14 protein-coding genes and 2 pseudogenes are annotated in these 17,224 nt (G+C 74.4%); 4 read left to right on the top strand and 12 right to left on the bottom strand.

The genetic code is table 11. The annotated features are described in order from the left end of the window. Positions 1-64: 64 nt before the first annotated feature. The gene (locus JD77_RS03220; protein ID WP_145777400.1) at positions 65-379 is read left to right on the top strand and encodes an Rv2175c family DNA-binding protein; all 315 of its coding nucleotides are present in this window, start codon (positions 65-67) and stop codon (positions 377-379) included. 142 nt (positions 380-521) lie between these two features. Here JD77_RS03220 and JD77_RS03215 read toward each other — a convergent pair. Continuing rightward, positions 522-1,602 (bottom strand): annotated as a pseudogene (locus JD77_RS03215) (polyprenyl synthetase family protein). Positions 1,603-1,611: 9 nt separating this feature from the next. Further along, a complete protein-coding gene (locus JD77_RS35855; protein WP_484213882.1) occupies positions 1,612-2,883 on the bottom strand; it encodes an NsdA family TPR-like regulatory protein in 1,272 nt (423 codons plus the stop codon). Between the two features lie 290 nt (positions 2,884-3,173). Here JD77_RS35855 and JD77_RS03205 point away from each other — a divergent pair, with 290 nt between their 5' ends. The 3 genes from JD77_RS03205 to JD77_RS03195 all read left to right on the top strand — a co-directional run bounded on the left by JD77_RS03205 (position 3,174) and on the right by JD77_RS03195 (position 5,848). Continuing rightward, positions 3,174-4,064, top strand: a complete 891-nt coding sequence (locus JD77_RS03205; protein ID WP_211372475.1) for a GntR family transcriptional regulator — start codon at positions 3,174-3,176, stop codon at positions 4,062-4,064. A gap of 136 nt (positions 4,065-4,200) precedes the next feature. Further along, positions 4,201-5,118 carry a methylenetetrahydrofolate reductase [NAD(P)H] gene (gene metF / locus JD77_RS03200; RefSeq protein ID WP_145772965.1) on the top strand — a complete coding sequence of 306 codons (918 nt, stop codon included), beginning with the start codon at positions 4,201-4,203 and terminating at the stop codon, positions 5,116-5,118. A gap of 40 nt (positions 5,119-5,158) precedes the next feature. After that, on the top strand, positions 5,159-5,848 hold the full coding sequence (locus JD77_RS03195; protein ID WP_145772964.1) for a CDP-alcohol phosphatidyltransferase family protein: 690 nt from the start codon (positions 5,159-5,161) through the stop codon (positions 5,846-5,848). 47 nt (positions 5,849-5,895) lie between these two features. On the opposite strand, the gene JD77_RS03190 is transcribed toward JD77_RS03195, so the two are convergent. The 10 genes and pseudogenes from JD77_RS03190 to JD77_RS03145 form a co-directional block, all read right to left on the bottom strand. Continuing rightward, positions 5,896-7,386, bottom strand: a complete 1,491-nt coding sequence (locus JD77_RS03190) for a phytoene desaturase family protein (protein WP_145772963.1) — start codon at positions 7,384-7,386, stop codon at positions 5,896-5,898. Positions 7,387-7,397: 11 nt separating this feature from the next. Continuing rightward, positions 7,398-8,525 carry a glycosyltransferase family 2 protein gene (locus JD77_RS03185; protein ID WP_145772962.1) on the bottom strand — a complete coding sequence of 376 codons (1,128 nt, stop codon included), beginning with the start codon at positions 8,523-8,525 and terminating at the stop codon, positions 7,398-7,400. Continuing rightward, a complete protein-coding gene (locus tag JD77_RS03180) occupies positions 8,522-9,304 on the bottom strand; it encodes a carotenoid biosynthesis protein (RefSeq protein ID WP_387226724.1) in 783 nt (260 codons plus the stop codon). The genes JD77_RS03185 and JD77_RS03180 overlap by 4 nt, the downstream gene beginning before the upstream one ends. After that, the gene (locus JD77_RS03175) at positions 9,304-9,897 is read right to left on the bottom strand and encodes a GNAT family N-acetyltransferase (RefSeq protein WP_145772960.1); all 594 of its coding nucleotides are present in this window, start codon (positions 9,895-9,897) and stop codon (positions 9,304-9,306) included. Before JD77_RS03175 ends, JD77_RS03180 begins: the two co-directional genes overlap by 1 nt. Before the next feature lie 119 nt (positions 9,898-10,016). Then, positions 10,017-10,721: pseudogene (locus JD77_RS03170) on the bottom strand (monooxygenase); the annotation flags it as partial. Further along, positions 10,718-11,206 (bottom strand): YbaK/EbsC family protein, encoded by a 489-nt coding sequence (locus tag JD77_RS03165; protein WP_145772959.1) that lies wholly within the window; start codon positions 11,204-11,206, stop codon positions 10,718-10,720. The gene JD77_RS03165 and the pseudogene JD77_RS03170, both read right to left, overlap by 4 nt. An 838-nt stretch (positions 11,207-12,044) precedes the next feature. Continuing rightward, the gene (locus JD77_RS03160) at positions 12,045-13,244 is read right to left on the bottom strand and encodes an MFS transporter (RefSeq protein WP_145772958.1); all 1,200 of its coding nucleotides are present in this window, start codon (positions 13,242-13,244) and stop codon (positions 12,045-12,047) included. Then, positions 13,241-14,578: a DegT/DnrJ/EryC1/StrS family aminotransferase gene (locus JD77_RS03155; protein WP_145772957.1), complete on the bottom strand. Its 1,338-nt coding sequence runs from the start codon at positions 14,576-14,578 to the stop codon at positions 13,241-13,243. The genes JD77_RS03160 and JD77_RS03155 overlap by 4 nt, the downstream gene beginning before the upstream one ends. Next, positions 14,575-15,609 (bottom strand): Gfo/Idh/MocA family protein, encoded by a 1,035-nt coding sequence (locus JD77_RS03150; RefSeq protein WP_246140508.1) that lies wholly within the window; start codon positions 15,607-15,609, stop codon positions 14,575-14,577. The genes JD77_RS03155 and JD77_RS03150 overlap by 4 nt, the downstream gene beginning before the upstream one ends. Then, positions 15,606-16,907, bottom strand: coding sequence for a DegT/DnrJ/EryC1/StrS family aminotransferase (locus tag JD77_RS03145; RefSeq protein ID WP_145772955.1), 1,302 nt, complete (start codon positions 16,905-16,907; stop codon positions 15,606-15,608). The genes JD77_RS03150 and JD77_RS03145 overlap by 4 nt, the downstream gene beginning before the upstream one ends. Positions 16,908-17,224 lie beyond the last annotated feature (317 nt).

Below are 17,224 nucleotides of genomic sequence, written 5' to 3'. Positions count from 1 at the left end.
CTCCGGCGCCGAGCCATCCGACCAGGCCGCCTCCGGCGCCGAGCTCGCCGGTCCGGCCGGCTGGCTGACCCTGCCCGACGTCGCCGAGCGCCTCGGCCTGTCGATCAGCAAGGTCCACCAGATGATCCGGGACCGCGAGCTGCTCGCCGTCCGGCGCGACGGCGTCCGCCGGGTCCCCGCCGACCTGGTGGCCAACCGCACCGTGCTCAAGCACCTGCCCGGCGTGCTCAACCTGCTCGCCGACGCCGGCTACGACGACGAGGCGGCGCTGCGCTGGCTCTACGAGCCGGACGACACCCTGCCGGGCACCCCGGCCAGCGCCCTCGGCGGCGACCAGGCCCGCGAGGTCAAGCGCCGCGCTCAGGCCCTCGGCTTCTGACGCAGGCGCCCGCCCGCTTCTCCCGGCCGCGGTGATCATGGGGTTGGCAGCCCCGTTCGGCGCTCGGCGTCGCCGCCAACTCCATGATCACCCGGCGGGGCCGGGGGCCGGGGGCCGGGTCGGGCCGGGTCGGGCCGGGTGGTCAGCCCCTGCGGCGGGTGGCGGCGATGGCGAGGTCGACCAGGGCCTGCCGGGCCTCGGTCTCCAGCTCCACGGCGGCCAGCGCGGCCAGCGCCGTGTCGGTCAGCGTGGCGATCCGCTCCTCGGTGCGGGCCAGCGCCCCGGTCGAGGCGATCAGCTCCCGCAGCCGGATCACCCCGTCCTCGTCCAGGCCCGGGTCGCCGAGCTGTCCGAGCAGCAGTTCCCGGCCCGCGTCGTCGCTGGCCTCCACAGCTGCCGCGACCAGGTACGTCCGCTTCCCCTCGCGCAGGTCGTCCCCGGCCGGCTTGCCGGTCTGGGTCGGGTCACCGAAGACCCCGAGCACGTCGTCGCGCAGCTGGAACGCCTCGCCCAGCGGCAGCCCGTACGCCGAGTAGGCGGCCCGGACCTCCGGGGCGCGTCGGCCAGCGCCGCGCCGAGCAGCAGCGGGCGCTCGACCGTGTACTTGGCCGACTTGTAGCGGGCCACCTTGCCGGCGCGCTCCACCGAGGTGTCGCCCGTGGCCTGGGTGAGCACGTCGAGGTACTGCCCGACGGTGACCTCCGTGCGCATCTCGTCGAAGACCGGCCGGGCGCGCGCCACGGTGCGCGGGTCCAGCCCGGTCGAGTGCAGCAGCTCGTCGGACCAGACGAGGCAGAGGTCGCCGAGCAGGATCGCCGCCGCGTCCCCGAACCCGTCGGCGTCGCCGCCCCAGCCGGCCCCCGGTGCCGGGCGGCGAACCGCCGGTGCACCGCCGGCTCGCCGCGCCGGGTGTCCGAGCGGTCCATAAGGTCGTCGTGCATCAGCGCGCTGGCCTGCACGAACTCCAACGCGGCCAGGGCGCTGACCACCTGGTCCGAGTCGATCCCGCCCGCGCCCCGGTATCCCCAGTACGCGAAGGCAGGCCGCAGCCGCTTGCCGCCCCGCAGCACGAACGCCTCGATCGCCTCGGCCACGGGCACCAGCGCGTCGTCGACGCCCGTCATCCAGGAGCGCTGGCCGGCCAGGAACTCGGTGAGGGCTTTGTTGACCCGCTGCCGGAGGCCGGCACGGTCGACGGGGGATACGGGAGCAGCGTGGGTCACGCCACGACGCTAGCGAATCCCCCGGGAAAGCGGCACTAGCGGTCCCTGGTGCGCCGCCGGCCCGTTGCTGGGCAGGTACCGGGCCGCCGCGGCGGCGACGGCGGTGTGCCGTCGTACCGCGGGCTCGCCGGCGTGCCGGGCCAGCCGGCGGCGCACCTCGGCGAGCTGGCCGGCGGCCCGGGGCGAGCCGGCGCGGACCGCGTCCAGCAACGCGGCCTCGGCCACCGCGCAGGCCTGCTCCACGTCGCCGAGCTGGAGGTGGGCGCGGGCCAACCAGGCGCCGTAGAGCGCGGCGCCGCGCGGCCGGCCGGGCCGGCGGGCGGCGGCGAGCAGCGGCTCGGCCGCCCGGGGCCGGCCCAGCGCGACCAGCGTCCGCCCGGTCATCGCGGCCAGCTCCGGCCCGTCGAGCCAGTACAGCCAGGGCGGCTCCCGGGCCGGCTCGACGGCGTCGGCGCCCCGGTCGGCCGCGGCCAGCGCCCGCCGGGCCGCCTCCGGGCGGCCGCCGAGCGCCGCGGCCAGCGCCACCCGGTGCAGCAGCAGCGCCCGCAGCCCGGGGCTGGCGGACCGGCGGGCGCCGGCGTATCCGGTCCGGGCCAGCGCCAGGGCGCCGTACGGGTCACCCGCGCCGGCCAGCAGGTGGCTCGCCGCGCCGAGGACGTGCGCGCCGAACGCCGGGTCGCCCGCCGCCGCGGCGGCCCGCAACCCCAGCCGGTACGCGTCGAGGCCGCCCGCCGGGTGACCGGCGTCGGCGGCCAGCCAGCCGGCCAGCTGGGCGGACTCGGCCAGCACCGGCAGCAGCCGGCGGCGGGCGGCCGGGCCGGCCCCGACAGCTCCCGCACCGCCCGCCCCAGCCGGTACGCCCCGTACCCGACCAGGTCGGCGCCCCCGGCCAGGTCGTCGAGCCGGCGCAGCTCCGTCAGCGTGGGTACCGCCCCGGTCGGGCCGGTCCGCGTCGCATCGGCCGCCGCCTCCGACCAGGCGGCGCCGGCCGGGCCGGTGGGGGACGGCCCGACGCGCGGCGGGACGATCAGCAGCGATCCGCGCGGGTCGGCCAGCCAGCGCCGGGCCAGGGCGAGCAGCGCCGAGCGGGACCGCGAGCCGGGACGGACGACCGGCGGGGGCTCCGGGCGGCTGCGCGCGGCGGCCCCGGACAGCAGCCCGACCGGTACGTCGAGGACGACGGCCAGCCAGCCCAGCCAGAAGTCGCCCGGCACCCGGAGCTGCCGCTCCCAGCGGGACACCTCGTGCCGGGTGAGGGTGGGTACGCCGGACACGGCGCACAGCCGCGCGGCGAGGCGCTGCTGGCTCCAGCCGAGCGCCAGCCGGAGCCGGGCCAGCAACGGCCCGAGCGGCTGCGGGCCGGGTGGCGGGGACGGGGTCATCGCTCCTCCGAGGGGGATCGGGCGGTGGCGGCGCCGCCCGCCCGTCGGGCGGACCGGTGCGCCGCCGGTCGGCGCTGACCCCCGCGCGTGCCCCCGGGGACCGGCTCGGCCGGCCCCACCCGCGCTGACCCCTGTCTACCCCCCGGGTACGACATTCCGGTCGCGCCGGGCCGGCCCGTGCCGGCCAGGATGAAGAAGCTTGTCTTGCGCATGAACCACTCCATCGAGGCAACCTGTCCAGACAGGTGCGTGTGGTCGCGCAGGAATCAGGAGCCTCAGGAAGATCGGATTAGCGTGTCGGACGTGCCTACCCCGCACTCAGGAGCAGCCCGCTACCGGCAGGTTGCAGAAGAGCTACGTCGTCGGATCATGTCCGGCGTGATTCCAGCTGGTTCCCTGCTGCCCAGCGAATCGGCGCTGATGGCCGAGTTCTCCGTCGCCAGGGGCACCGTGCGTGAAGCCCTGGCACTGCTGCGGGCAGAGGGCCTGATCGCCTCCGCGAAGGGAAGGGGCAGCTACGTCCGTCCGGTGATGCCCGTACGGCGGCTTGCTTCGGACCGGTACCGGGCAGAGCCTGAGCAGGTCCGCAGCGGTGAGTTGAGTACGTCGTTCACCACCGATCAGCAGGTGCCGTGGAGCGCCTACAGCCTCGACAAGGAATTCAGGGAAGCTCCGGCCGTGGACGCCCTGGCCGAGTTGTTCGGCGTAACGCCGGGCACGATGTTGCTGGAACGGCGGTTCGTCTTCCGCACACACGGCGTGCCGCAGCAGATGTCCATCTCATACCTGCTGCTGGACATGGTTGCCGGCACGCCGGTGGCCGACCCTGCCAACGAGCCCTGGCCCGGAGGTAACACCTCGCAGCTGCACCCGCTCGGCTACACCATCACCGGCGTACGCGAGCAGGTGCGGGCACAGATGCCGATACCTGACGAGGCGGAGACTCTACGCGTGCCCGGTGGCGTGCCCGTTGTGGTCATCACCCGGCAGACGTTCGTAGGGGATCGGGCGGTGGAGGTAGCCGAGATCACCATTCCGGCCGACAGGGTGAGTCTGGACTACATGATCGACCTGACCTGAACCTTCAACGTCACTCCGCCCCGGGCTGTCGGGCTACCTGTGGGAACCCACGGGCCACCGTGAAGGCGGTGGAGGGGTGGTCGCGACAGGTGGGAAGGCTCTGGGTACGACGCCCGCCGGCCGCTAGAGTTCACCCGTGGCGCTCGGTCTTCCCTCGGTCCTCCCGAACTCGCAGCCAGCGATCGGGGAGCTGGTGCGCGACCGCCAGCCGACCTTCTCGTTCGAGTTCTTTCCGCCCAAGACGCCCGCGGGCGAGCGGCTGCTCTGGCAGGCGATCCGCGAGCTGGAGCCGCTGCGCCCGTCGTTCGTCTCGATCACGTACGGCGCCGGCGGGTCGACCCGGGACACCACGGTCGCGGTGACCGAGCGGATCGCCACCGAGACGACGCTGCTGCCCATGGCGCACTTGACCGCGGTCAACCACTCCGTCGCCGAGCTGCGCAACGTCATCGGCCGGCTGGCCGGCGTCGGGGTGCGCAACGTGCTGGCGGTGCGCGGCGACCCGCCGGGCAACCCCGGCGGGGAGTGGGTCCGCCACCCCGAGGGCGTGCTCTACGCCGAGGAACTGGTGCGGCTGGTCCGCGACGCCGGTGACTTCAGCGTCGGGGTGGCCGCCTTCCCGTACAAGCACCCGCGCTCGCCCGACGTGGCCAGTGACACGGCGCACTTCGTCCGCAAGTGCCGGGCCGGCGCCGACTTCGCGATCACCCAGATGTTCTTCGACGCCGACGACTACCTGCGCCTGCGGGACCGGGTGGCGGCGGCCGGCTGCGACACCCCGATCCTGGCCGGCGTCATGCCGGTGACCCAGCTGGGCACCATCGAGCGGTCGGTGCAGCTGTCCGGGGCACCCTTCCCGCCGGCCCTGGCCGCACGGTTCGAGGCGGTCGCCGACGACCCGGAGGCCGTCCGCCGGCTCGGCATCGAGCAGGCCGCGCAGATGTGCCGGCGGCTGCTGGACGAGGGCGTGGCCGGCATCCACTTCATCACCCTCAACCGGTCCACCGCGACCCGCGAGGTCTGGCAGCAGTTGCAGGTCGGCGCGCGGGTGTGACCGCGGCGCGACACCTGCGCGCCGGTGCGTCGGTTGATCCGTGGTGGGCACTCAGCTGAACTGGGACCAGTACGCGGCGGCGTGGGCGCGGCTGCACGGGGGCTTCGACCCCCGGGCGGCGGCCCCGGTGGTGCGCGCCTGGCTGCGCTTCGCCTACCACCTCGGGTACGTGCTGGGCCGGCTGCGGGTCACCCCCACGGCGGTCACCGTGGCGGGCGTGCTGCTCTGCCTCTGCGTGCCCCTGTTCGCCGTCCGGCCGGTCGACGGGCCGCTGATCGGGGCGCTGTTCGTGCTGGTCGCCGCGGTGGCCGACAGCGTCGACGGCGCGGTGGCCGTGGCCACCAACCGCACGACCCGGCTCGGCTACGTCTACGACTCGCTGGCCGACCGGCTCGGCGAGGCCGCCTGGCTGGTCGCGTTCTGGCTGGTGGGGGCGCCGGGCGCGCTGGTCGCCGCCGCCGGTGGGCTGTCCTGGCTGCACGAGTACGTCCGGGCCCGGGCGGTGGCGGCCGGGATGCGGGAGATCGGGGCGGTGACCGTGGGGGAGCGCCCGACGCGGGTCTGCGTGGCCCTGGTCGGGCTGCTGCTGGCCGGGCTGACCGGGCTGATCGCCCCGGACCTGGCCGCCGGCACCATCACCATGGCCACCGCCGTCTGGGTGCTGCTGGCCGGCTTCGGCCTGGGGCAGTTGCTCTCCGCCGTCCGCCGCGCCCTGCTCGCCGCCGGCTGACCCTTGTCGGAGTCGGCCCAACCGGCGCCCGTGATGACGTCGCCGCCTCAGTCCCAGGCCGGGCCGATCTCGTCGGCGACGATCTGGGCCGACAGGGCGACCATCGGCAGGCCGCCGCCCGGGTGGGTGGACCCGCCGACCAGCCACAGCCCGGCCGCCGGCCCCCGGTTGGCCGGGCGGAGCAGGCCGCCCGCGGTGCCGTGGATCGCCCCGCCCGGCGCGGCCGCGTCGGCGTGCAGGTCGGCCGGCGTACGGACCTCGCGGAACAGCAGCCGGTCCCGTACGTCCACGCCCCGCTCGGCGAGCACGTCGAGGATCCGGTCGGCGTACGCCTCGGCCAGCCCCGGCCGGCGCCAGTCCACCGCCCCGGCGGCGGTGCCGTGGCGGGCGGCGTTGACCAGCACGAACCACGCTTCGTGCCCGTCCGGGCGGACCGCCGGGTCGTCGGCGACGGTGACGAACACCGTCGGGTCGGCCGCCGGGCGGGCCCGCACCCCGCGCCCCGGGTGGCCGAAGACCGCGTCGAACTCGGCGTCGGTCCCGCGCGGGAAGAACACGGTGTGGTGGGCCAGCCCGGAGTCCCCGGACACGCCGAGCAACAGCACGAAGCCGGCGAGGCTGCGGTCGGTGAGCGCGGCGAGCCGGCGCGGGCTGGGCAGCAGGTCCCGGTAGACGGTCAGCGCGTCCGCGTTGGCCACCACCACGTCGGCCGGGACGGGGGCGGCGACGCCGGCGAGGCGTACCCCGTGGACCCGGCCGCCCGCGGCGTCGATCCGGGTGACCGTGGTGCCGGTCCGCACGACCACGCCCAGGTCGAGGCAGCGGGTCAGCAGCGCGTCGGCGAGGGTGCCCAGCCCGCCGCGCAGGTACCAGCCGCCGAAGGTCAACTCGGCGTACGGGACGGCGACCAGCGCGGCCGGGGCGCGGCGCGGGTCGGCGCCGGTGTACGTGGCGTACCGGTCCAGCAGCATCCGCAGCCGGGGGTCGGACAGGTGCCGGCGGCCCAGCCCGCGCAGCGTCCGGCCGGGGGCGATCGCGGCCAGGTCGCCGAGCCGCCAGGCCAGCGCGGCCAGATCCAGCGGGGAGCCGACCGGCCGGCGCAGGACGTCGGCGTGCGAGGCGTTCCACACCCGGGCGGCGCGGCGCCACAGCCGCTGCCAGTCCGCCGCGGCGCGGTCGCCGAACGCGGCGCCGATCCGGGCGGCGAACTCGGCCGGGTCGGCGCAGGAGTCCAGGGTGGGGCCGCCGCCGGGGAAGACGTGCCGGACGATCGGGTCCAGCGGCGCCAGGTCGAGGTACTCGTCGAGCTTCGCCCCGGTGGCCTCGAACAGCTCGTGGAAGACCTCGGGCAGGGTGAGCAGGCTCGGCCCGGTGTCGAAGGTGAACGCCCCGGCGGGGGTGTCGCGGGTGTGCCGGCCGAGCTTGCCGCCGACGCTGTCGGCCCGCTCGAAGACGGTCACCTCGTGCCCGGTGGCGGCCAGCCGGGCGGCGGTGGCCAGGCCACCCACCCCGGCGCCGACGACCACGATCCGCGCCATTCCCTGCCCTCCTAGCCGACCGGGCGACCCCGCCAGGTCAGGTGGCGTCGCTTCCGCAGATGGTACGACCGCAGGGTCAGCCAGCCGAGGAACGCGACCGACACGGGGTGGGCGAGCGCGTCGGGCCACCACCGGCCGCCGGTCGCCCGGGCGGTGACGACCCGCCCGGCCACCCCGAGCAGGTAGCCGGCGAACGCCGCCGCGGCCACCGCAGGCGCGCCGGCCAGCAGGGCGCCCGCGGCCAGCAGCGGGGGAGCGGCGTACAGCAGGAGCAGCGCCGCCACCACGGCCGCCGCCGCGCCCGGGTGGCCGAAGGTCGCCCACAGCGACTTCGAGTAGCCGTCGCGCAGCGCCGGCCAGTCCGCGTACATCCTGCAGGCGGCCAGCCGCGAGGCGTCGGCCAGGGCGATCCGGCCGCCGGCCCGCTTGACGGCCCGGGCCAGCTCGACGTCCTCCAGGATCTTCCCGCGCACCGCCGCGTGTCCGCCCGCGGCGGCGTAGCCGGCCCGGTCCGCCACCAGGAACTGCCCGCCGGCCGCCGCCAGCGACGGCCGCGGCGAGCGCTCCATCGCCCGCAGCGGCAGGAAGGTCAGCCACAGCCACTGCAGCAGCGGCTGCACCAGCCGGTCGGCCGCCGTCGCCACCACGATCCGGGGGTACGGCGACAGCAGCGTCACCCGCGCGGCGCGCAGCTCGGCCACCGCCGCCGCCACCGCGTACGGGGCGAGCACCACGTCGGCGTCGACGAACACCAGCGCCGTGGCGGCCGGGTCGGCCCGGGCGGCGAGTTGGTGGCAGGCGTGCGGCTTGCCCAGCCAGCCCGGCGGCGGGGCGGCCCCGGTGAGCAGGGTGAACCGGGGGTCGCCGCCGGCCACCGCGCGGACCACGTCGGCGGTGCCGTCGGTCGAGCCGTCGTCGAGCACCACGATCCGCAGCCGGGGCACGCCCCGCTGGGCGAGCAGCGCCCGCAGGCACGGGGCGACCCGGGTGGCCTCGTCGCGCAGCGGCAGCAGCACCGCTACGGCCTCGGCGACCTCCACCGGCCTGTCGGCCGGCCGGCGCAGCCACCGGGTCGCGTTGACCCAGGTGTGGGCGGTGAGCGCGGCGACGGCCACCAGCAGGGCCAGGACCCCGATCACGCGGCGACGTCGACCGGCCGGCGGTGGCGCTGCTCCCGCGCGAGCGACAGGGCCAGCGGTACGGCGGCCACGGCCATGCCGGCACCGCCCCAGGCCGCCGAGGCGGGCAGGTCGAGGAAGACCGCGTGGGCCAGCACGCTGGAGGCGTACGTCCACAGGTAGAGGGCGAGCATCGGCGCGTCCCGCCCGTCGGCGCGGTCGACGGCCGGCCCGGCGAGGGGGCGCAGCGTCGCCGCCAGCAGCACCGCGAACAGCAGCCAGCCCAGGTAGTTGCTCACCGGGACGCCGGGCAGCCCGGGCAGCGCCGGGGTCGGGTCCCGCCACGCCCAGTAGCCCTCGGCGACCATCTGCGGGTCGAGGAAGAGGTCCCAGGCGGACAGCCCGATCGCGGCCAGTGCCACCCGGCGGGGCCCGGGCGGGGCGAGCCGGGCGGCGACCAGCCACGCCGGCCAGGCCATCCACGTCCAGGCCAGGGGGATGACCAGCGGCACCCCGGCGAGCCTCGGTCCCAGCTCGCCGGAGTAGTCGTAGCCGCCGAACGGGAAGCCGGTGGTCACCCCGAGCGCCTCGATCGCGAAGCCGCCGCCGGTGGCCACCGCGACCAGCGCCCCGGCGGCCCGTACGCCCCGGGACAGCAGCGCGTGGCCCACCGCGAGCAGGTATCCCAGCAGGACGGTGGCCACGGTCAGCCGGGCCCGGGTGGCGCCGGCGGTGAGCGGGTAGCAGACCTGGGCGAGAACCAGCACGCCCAGCAGCGCCCAGGGCAGCCGGCGCCGGATCACCGCGCCCCCGGCGGCCGGCCCGCGGCCTGGGCCGACCCGGTCGCCGCTGCCGGGGTGAGCGGCAGGTCCCGGCCGAGGATGCCGAACGGGCGCTCGTCGCCGGGGAAGCGGAAGTGGCGCAGCACGTCGACGAAGCCGAACCGGCGGTACAGCCGCCAGGCGCGGGAGCGCTGCTCGTCGGCCTCGGGCGTGGACAGCAGGGTGGTGCTGCCCGGCGCCATGGTGAGCAGGGCGGTGAGCTGCCGGGTGCCCAGGCCGTGCCCCTGCGCGGGCGGCCGGACGTGCAGCTCGACCACCTCGAAGCAGTCGGTCAGCCAGCGCCGCCGGGCCTCGCCGTCCAGCGCCCGGTGCACCTGGTCGTGCCACCACTGCCCCGGGGCGCCCAGGTAGCCGTACCCGAAGCCGGCCAGGTGGCCCTCGGTGGTGAGGGTGGCGACGGCGCGGAAGCCGGGGCGGCGGACGTGGGTGGCGATGTAGCCGCGGCGGGCGTCCAGCAGGTCCGTGCGGTAGTTCATCGCCTCGCCGTACACGGCCACCACGTCGTCCAGCCGCCGGACCAGATCGTCCGGCGTCCAGCGCACCAACCTCATCCCTGTCCACCCTTCGCCGTTCCCGCGTCGCCGTCGGCGACCCAATCCAGTCCCGCGTCGCCGTCGGCGACCCAATCCAGCACCGCGTCGCCGTCGGCGACCGAATCGAGCCCCGCGTCGCCGTCGGCGACCCAGCCGAGCACCGACCGGTCGCCGGTCACGCCGCGCACCTCGAACCGCGCGAAGAGTTCCTCCGCGTACCACCCCTCGACGGGGGTGCGCGCGATCGCGGCCCGGTGCTCCGGGTGACGGTACGCGAACGCGACGAGGTCCGCGGGGTCCCGCCACACGCTGACCGTGCCCTGCCAGCCCAGCGGGGCCTCCCCGACGCCGAACCGGGCGAGCAGGCCGGGCGCGTCGGCCAGGGCGGCGGCCACCGGCGGGACGGCCCGCCAGAAGGTCACCGCCCGGCGGGCCCGCAGCCGGGCCCGGGTCAGCGCCAGCACCGGCCCGGTGCCCCGGCCGCCGGACGGCTCGCCGAACGGGCGCCGCCCGGACCACTCGCCCCGGCTGGCCAGCGGCCGCAGGTCCACCCGTACGGACGCGCGGGCGATCCGGGCCCAGGAGCGGCCCACCGGCGACGCGGCGAAGCCGGCGGCGGCGGCCGGGGAGTCCCAGACGACCAGCGCCGCCCAGCGGGTCAGGTCGGCGTCGCCGGGGCCGAAGCCCGTCCCCGTCCCGGTGCCGAGCAGCTTGCCGAACCGGACCCCGGGGGTGCGGCGCAGCCGCGCCGGGTGCGCCGCCATCCGGGCCAGCGCCCGGGGCAGGGCGGCCCGGGGGATCCGCCAGGCGTGCAGGGTGACCAGCTCGGGTACGCCGGTCACGCCACGTCGGCCGGGGCGCCGGCGGTGATCCGGAGCAGCTCGGCGTACGTGCTGGGGAAGACGGCCTGCGGCACCCCGCCGGCCGCCCACACCTCGTCGTACTTCTCCAGGGCCGTGTCGACGACGGTGCGCAGCGGCCGCGGGTGGCCCAGCGGGGCGACCCCGCCGATCACCTGGCCGGTGTGCGCGCGGACGAACTCCGGGGTGGCCCGCCGCAGCCGGGTCACCCCGAGGGACGCGGCCAGGCCGGCGGTGTCCACCCGGTGCGCGCCGGAGGTGAGCACCAGCAGCGGCGCGTCGTCGGCGGCGAAGACGAGCGAGTTCGCGATGGCGCCGACGGGCGCGCCGAGCGCCTCGGCCGCCGCGGCGGCGGTGTGCACCGCCTCGGGCAACAGGCGGACCTGGGCGGGCCGGCCGGAGCCGTCCCGCGCGCCCGCGGCGGCGAGGGCGTCCTGCACCGCCCGTACGTTCGGGTGTTGCTGCATGCCGCCATTCTCGCGCTCCCGGTTCACCGGCCGGCGGCGACCCGCTCGGCTCGGCGGCGCGTCCCGGGGACGGGTCGAAGCCCGTGCCCCCGGCGGGCAGCGGCAGCCGCCGCGCGTCGAACCAGCCGCCGGTGCGGGCCCGGGCCGCCTCGCGCAGCCCGAGCACCTCCCGCACCAGCGGGTCGGCGGTGGCCGGGTCCGGTGCCCGGCCACCGAGCCGGGCACCGGACCCGCTGTCCGGGCGGTACGTGCTGAACACCTCGTCCGCCGCCCGCGGTTCGGCGAAGAACGCCTCCACCCGGGCGGCGACCGCGTCCTCGCGCACCAGGGGCCCGCGCAGGTGCGCGTGACCCGGCTCGATGAGGGGCCTTTGCCGAGCGGCCAGTCCGACGGCTTACGCGCGGCGAACGTCTCCCCACGCAGGAATCCGGTCCCGCTCGCGGACCGCCTCGGCGCAGGCCACATGCGCCCATCCCTCGGTCACCCTTCCGGGCCGAGCTCCGGCGCGGTAGCCGCGTTCGCACGTCACGCAGGCCGGCGAAACTGCCCCGCCGCCGGTGGTCTGCTTCGCGCGGCTGGGCGCCCGCACCGCGGCGCTTCCCGGCGGTCGCGGCCGCCGGTCTTGGCCAGGCAGGTCAGCAGGCGGGTGACGGCGTCAGCGCCGACGCGAAAGTGGCCCAACCCCGGTCAGCTGGTCACGGTGTTCGTGCAGGAACTCGAAGATCGAGTTAGGGGTGCGGGCGTCCGCGCAGAACCGGCTGATCGGATCGGAACGGCCAGGCTGCGGTGACGCCTTACCCAACGTCATATCAGCAAAGTCGTTGGAATAGAAGCAAGGCTATATCTGTCGCGTAGTTGACAGCCCTCGTTCATCGCCGTGCGTATTTGACGAGACACGTTCGACGGTCGGCGCCTTACGGGCCTTCGGGGCCAGGATGAACACAGCAATCCCGAGGGCGATGGTCACCAGCCCCAGGGCGACCTGGACGTCGATGGCGGTGGCGAGACCACCGACTGCTGGCCGCATCAGCGCCATCCCGATGTAACTGGCGCCGATCACCCGGGCCTGATTCTTGACCGACCCGCGTCCGGCGGCGCTCAACGCGAGCGGGTGGGCCGGTTGCAGACCGATCCCGGCCAGGGCGAACCCGATGGTGACAACCACGACGGAGCTGGAGAACGTGGCGGCCACCATGCCGGCGATGCCGACCACCGCCGATGTCCGCAGCACCGCGGCCGGGCCGAACCGGTCGGCCAGCGGTCCGCAGACGATCAGGATCAGGGTCGCGCCGGTGACGAAGGCCAGGTTGCCGATGCCGTACTGGGTCGGTGGGGCGGCCAGTTCCCGGTAGACGAGGCTGGCCCAGTCGAGCACCGCGAGCTGCATGCCGAGCCCGGCCGCGGCCAGGACGCACAGCGCGACGACCGGGATGCTCTGATGTTGTTCCGGCAGGTCCGGTGTCCTTGCCGCCGGTGAGGGTAGGAACCGCCATACCGCCAGGACGATGAACAGGCCGGCCACACTCGCCGCCAGGGCGTACTCGCCGATGCCGGCCCGTCCGGCGGTCGCGGCGCCAGCGGCCGCCCCGACCAACGATCCGAGCGCAGCCGGGATGTCGAGGAAGGTGATGAGCGTACGCCCGGTCCGTTGCTCGGCTTCGGTCGCCGACCGGGCCATGCCCAGATCGAGCAGCGAGTTGACCGCGCCGGTCGCCAGGAAGGCGGCGAACAGCATGGTCCAGGAGTTTGCCAGGCCGATCAGCGGCGTCAGGACGCAGAACGACACGGCGCCGAGCCGGGCGACTGCCCGCGCGCCGTAGCGGTCGGCGAGGCGGGGCGCTACCGTGAGGATGATCGCGGTAAGACCGATTGCCTGCCCAAGCAGGGCGAGACCGAGCCCGTCAGCGGAGATGCCCAGGTCGGTTACGAGTTCGGCGTAGCGCGGGGCGAGTGCCGCGGACAGGAACGTGTTGACGAAGTAGAGTCCCGACAACGCGATCATGGGTACGACCGCGGAGCGCCGGGTCGGCCCGGTCATGGGTGCGCCTTCCGGACGAACGGGTTGGTCACCCGATGACGATCGCTTTCCGGGATGCTTTCGCTGATGCCGGCGAGTTTCCCGGCGTTGTCCCTGATCCGTTGCAGGATTTCGGCCAGCCAGACCGGGAAGTCCGGGTGGCGCAGATACTTGTTGTGCATGAAGATCGCGCGCTCGTACACCCGTTTCGATCCGGCGTAGGTGAAGCCGACGTCGGTGATCTGGTCCTGCCAGGCGGGGTCGAGGTGGGTCGGGATGAACCCTGCCTCGGCCCAGATCCCCTCCGCAGTGAGCGCGACCCGCAGATCGTCGGGGGTCAGGCCGAGCTCGGTCTCCAACTCGTCGGTGCACTCCATGTGCAGACAGAAGAACGGCGGATACTCGGCGTCGACCGGCGGGACCTTCAGCACCGGTACGGGGAACAGGGCCGAGTCCTGCGCGAGCTCGGTGACGAGCCGCCGGTTCTCCCGTACCTGAAGCCTGCTGTGCATTGCCCGCAGCCACTGGATCAGCATGAGTGCGGCTGGTTGCTCGCCCATGCGCTGGTTGCCGGCGGGGATCGGCCCGAAGTCGGCGTACGGGATCGGGTCGAGCCGCGCCGGGGCGTTGCCGCAGTCGGTGTCGGCCCTGACCAGTGCGGCCACGTCCGGGTCGGACGTCACGACGAGACCGCCCTCACAGGAGGGTGTCGCCTTGCCCTCGCCGTGTCCGGAGATCGATGCGGTGACCGCGTGTCGCCCGTCGTACCGGGCAGCACCGCCCAGCGCGTTGTCGTGGTGCACGACGACGTCGTGATCCTCGGCGAGCCGCACGATCTGTTCGATCGGTCCGAAGTTGCCGTACATGGTCGCTGGCACCACGGCCAGAACCCGGTTGGCGTGCTGACCGAGGTAGCCGGCGACGCACTCGGCGTCCATGGTGGCGTCCGGGCGGGCGTCGATCGCCACCAGCTCGGGGGCGCGTCCGAGCTCCGACGCGACCCCCAGCCGGACGCCGTGGTGGGCGGAGGCGTGCGTCAGGTCAGCGACCAGGACCTGGTCACGGCCTCGTGCCCACTGCGGGCCGCGGGAGCGCAGCTGCGCGCGGATGCCGCTGGCGATGGCGAGGGTGCCGTTGGGCTGCCCGATCCCGTAGCGATGGCCGGTGGTGGCGGCTACCACCTGCTCGAGGATCGCCCGCCATTTGGCGGGAATGTGGCTGAACCCGACCCATTGGCCGCTGTCGGTGATCTCGGCGAGGGCTGCCTTCTCGATGGCCCCGGACAGCGGCCAGCCCGGCTCGTTGTCTGGGCGGACGACGGGGCGGCCTCCGAGGGCGGCCGGCATGTCGGTCATGCGTTCACTCCGATCGTGCGATTCTTCGTCTGGGCGGAGAGGACCGCGAGGTCGAGGATCCGCTGGAGGGTGACCGCCTCGCTCGCAGGGACGAGCGGCGGCTGCCCGGTGCGGACGGCGTCGCAGAAGTCGGCGAGCTGGTCCTGGATGGCTTCGCGGACCAGGCGCGGCCGCCGGCTGACCAGGGAGAAGCTGGATGACGTCTCGTCGCAGCGGTGGAAGCGCGGGAACAGTTCCGGCGTGAAGGTGGTCTGCGTGGTCGGGACCGCGAGCAGCAGCGTGCCGCGGGACCCCTGGACCTCGACAGAGACGTGCTCGTCGTCGGTCATGTCCGTCGAGTACGCCACGTCCACCACCACGGAGCACCCGTTGTCGAGCCGGATGAAGACGAAGGCGCTGTCGTCGGTGGACGTGTCCTGGCCGTAGAACTCCTGGGTACGGTGATTCCAGGCGGCGGCATGGACAAGTGTGGGATCGGGGTTGCCGAGCAGGTACAGCGCCAGGTCGATCATGTGGACTCCGAGATCGGTCAGGGCTCCGCCGGAGCTGTGCAGGTAGCCGGTGGCGCTCCAGCTCGGGAACCCGAACCGCCGCAACCATTTAGCGTTGATCTTGTACGGTCGGCCGACGTCCGTGACGAGGCCGGCGATGTCGCGGAACACGTGTCGGTAGAGCAGCCCGTAGGTGAGCACCAGCCCCTGTTTGCCGGCCATCTCCAGCATCTCGGCCGCCTCGTCGGCGTTGGTTGCGGGCGGCTTCTCGCAGAGCACGTGCACCCCGGCCTGCAGGGCCGCCAGCGTGAGCGCCGCGTGTGAGGCCGGCCAGGTACAGACGCTGACCGCGTCCACCGTTTCCAGCAGTTCGGACAGGCCGGCCCGCCTGATGCCGAAGTCCGCGCAGAACCGGTCGGCGGCCCGATCGTCGTGGTCGTGTGCCGCAACGAGCTCGACGCCGTTCAGGGCCTGGTAGGCGACCGCGTGATTGCGGGCCATCTGGCCACATCCGATGATGCCTACCCTGAGATTTCTCACGTCGCTGCTGACCCTTTGTGCGTGGTGGCCTGGATCGTGGTGACGGCGGCGGCGTACTCCTCCGCGAAGCTGGGGCGGAGCGCTGCCGCGTGCTCGATGGCGAGCACCGAGTTGCTCAGTTCGGTGGCGACCGGGCAGTCGTACCTGGCCGGGTCCAGCTCGTCCCGGTCATGGATGCTCACCGCCAGCGGATCGTTGAGCGGCCGATACAGCGACGTGTCGGTCAGTGGCGCATACACCCGGGAGACCTCGACGTCCAGCAGGCCGGACAAAGCCTTGGCCACCTCGTCCAAGGACAGGCCGCCCCACTCGTGCAGCGGGTATCGGGCCGCCCATTTGTAGGTGGGCGAGATCGTCCCCGGCTGTGCCGGGAACGGGACGACGCCGGGCAGGCTGGCGGCCCTCTTGTCCAATTGCGCCCACAGCTCGACGCGCGCCGCCTGCCGGGCACCGAACTCGACGAGCTGGGCCCGGGCGAAGGCCGCCGACAGCCCGGGCAGGCGGTCGTTGCCCGACGGCATCTCCAGCGCCTGTCCGCACGGCCGTCCGCAGTTGGCCAGCGAGGCGATCTGCTCTGCGAGCAGCTGGTACCGGGTGGTCACGATGCCGCCCTCGCCGCTGGTAAGCGTCTTGCTCGCCTGCAGGCTGAACGTGCCGGCGTGCCCGATGGAGCCGGTCGGCCGGCCGCGATGGCTGGCGCCGTGGGCGTGCGCGCAGTCCTCCACCAGAGCGATCCCGTGCTCTGCGGCGATGGCCGCCAGCTCGTCGATGTCGGCGAGCCGGTGGTAGAGGTGCACCGCGACGATCGCGAACGTGCGGTTGTCGATGAGATCGCTCACCGAGTCCGGGTCGATGCCGAGCGTCTCCGCGCGGACGTCGGCCAGTCGCGGTGCGAAGCCGACGGCGAGCGCGGCGGTCGCCGTCGCGGGCCAGGTCAGGGCGGGCACGATGACGTTGTCACCGGCGCGCGGCCGGCGCAGGCCGAGCCGGTCCGCGTGCGCCGCGAGCGCGGTCAGCGTCAGGGAGATCGCTCGCGTGCCGTTGCTGACAGGGATGCTGTAGAAGTCGTAACCGCGACCATGCACCTCGGTGAACTCGTGGGCCAGGGCGGCCTGCTCGGCGCCCAGGGCGGTCCCGTACCAGTCACCGCGCGGGGCACGGCACGGAGCGCTGAGCGCCCGGGACGATGGCTGGAAGTCGTTAAGCAGCAGGTAGCGATCGATACGTGCGCGGTCGTCGTCGGTGATGATCGGGGTACGTGGTCTTGGCCTCGCCTCGCGAATGGCGCCAGTGTCCATTCGCCCTCCTCCCGTTGCCGCTCTACAGCGGCACAACACATTGGCCTACGGCGATCATTCCGGTGCATGAAGAATTGCGAGAAAGCCCGAGGCCACTGTAGCTGTGCGCGTCGCCGGCCACATAGCTGCGCCAAGCGAGATTCATATTTGCCGCGAGGAACGTGGAAGGATGATCTATTGTCTCGCAGCTCACGGGCGAGTTGTGACGTGCGACACTCTGTCCCGCGACGGTTAAACATTGACGCATGTTTTTCTTGAATGCACTTAGATAAGTGCAGCGCGATATGCCCGATCGGCTGCTATCCGAGCCGTCGGAA

Origin of the sequence: Micromonospora olivasterospora, from assembly GCF_007830265.1 — a bacterium.
Taxonomy (GTDB): domain Bacteria; phylum Actinomycetota; class Actinomycetes; order Mycobacteriales; family Micromonosporaceae; genus Micromonospora; species Micromonospora olivasterospora.
This window is presented reverse-complemented; position numbering and strand designations above follow the sequence as displayed.

Bases quoted from the DNA above. Each gene is read 5' to 3' on its own strand.
- JD77_RS03160 (WP_145772958.1), bottom strand. From the start codon at position 13,244: ATGACCGGGCCGACCCGGCGCTCCGCGGTCGTACCCATGATCGCGTTG.
- JD77_RS03145 (WP_145772955.1), bottom strand. From the start codon at position 16,907: ATGGACACTGGCGCCATTCGCGAGGCGAGGCCAAGACCACGTACCCCG.
- JD77_RS03175 (WP_145772960.1), bottom strand. From the start codon at position 9,897: ATGAGGTTGGTGCGCTGGACGCCGGACGATCTGGTCCGGCGGCTGGAC.
- JD77_RS03165 (WP_145772959.1), bottom strand. From the start codon at position 11,206: ATGCAGCAACACCCGAACGTACGGGCGGTGCAGGACGCCCTCGCCGCC.
- JD77_RS03155 (WP_145772957.1), bottom strand. From the start codon at position 14,578: ATGACCGACATGCCGGCCGCCCTCGGAGGCCGCCCCGTCGTCCGCCCA.
- JD77_RS03190 (WP_145772963.1), bottom strand. From the start codon at position 7,386: ATGGCGCGGATCGTGGTCGTCGGCGCCGGGGTGGGTGGCCTGGCCACC.
- JD77_RS03205 (WP_211372475.1), top strand. From the start codon at position 3,174: ATGAAGAAGCTTGTCTTGCGCATGAACCACTCCATCGAGGCAACCTGT.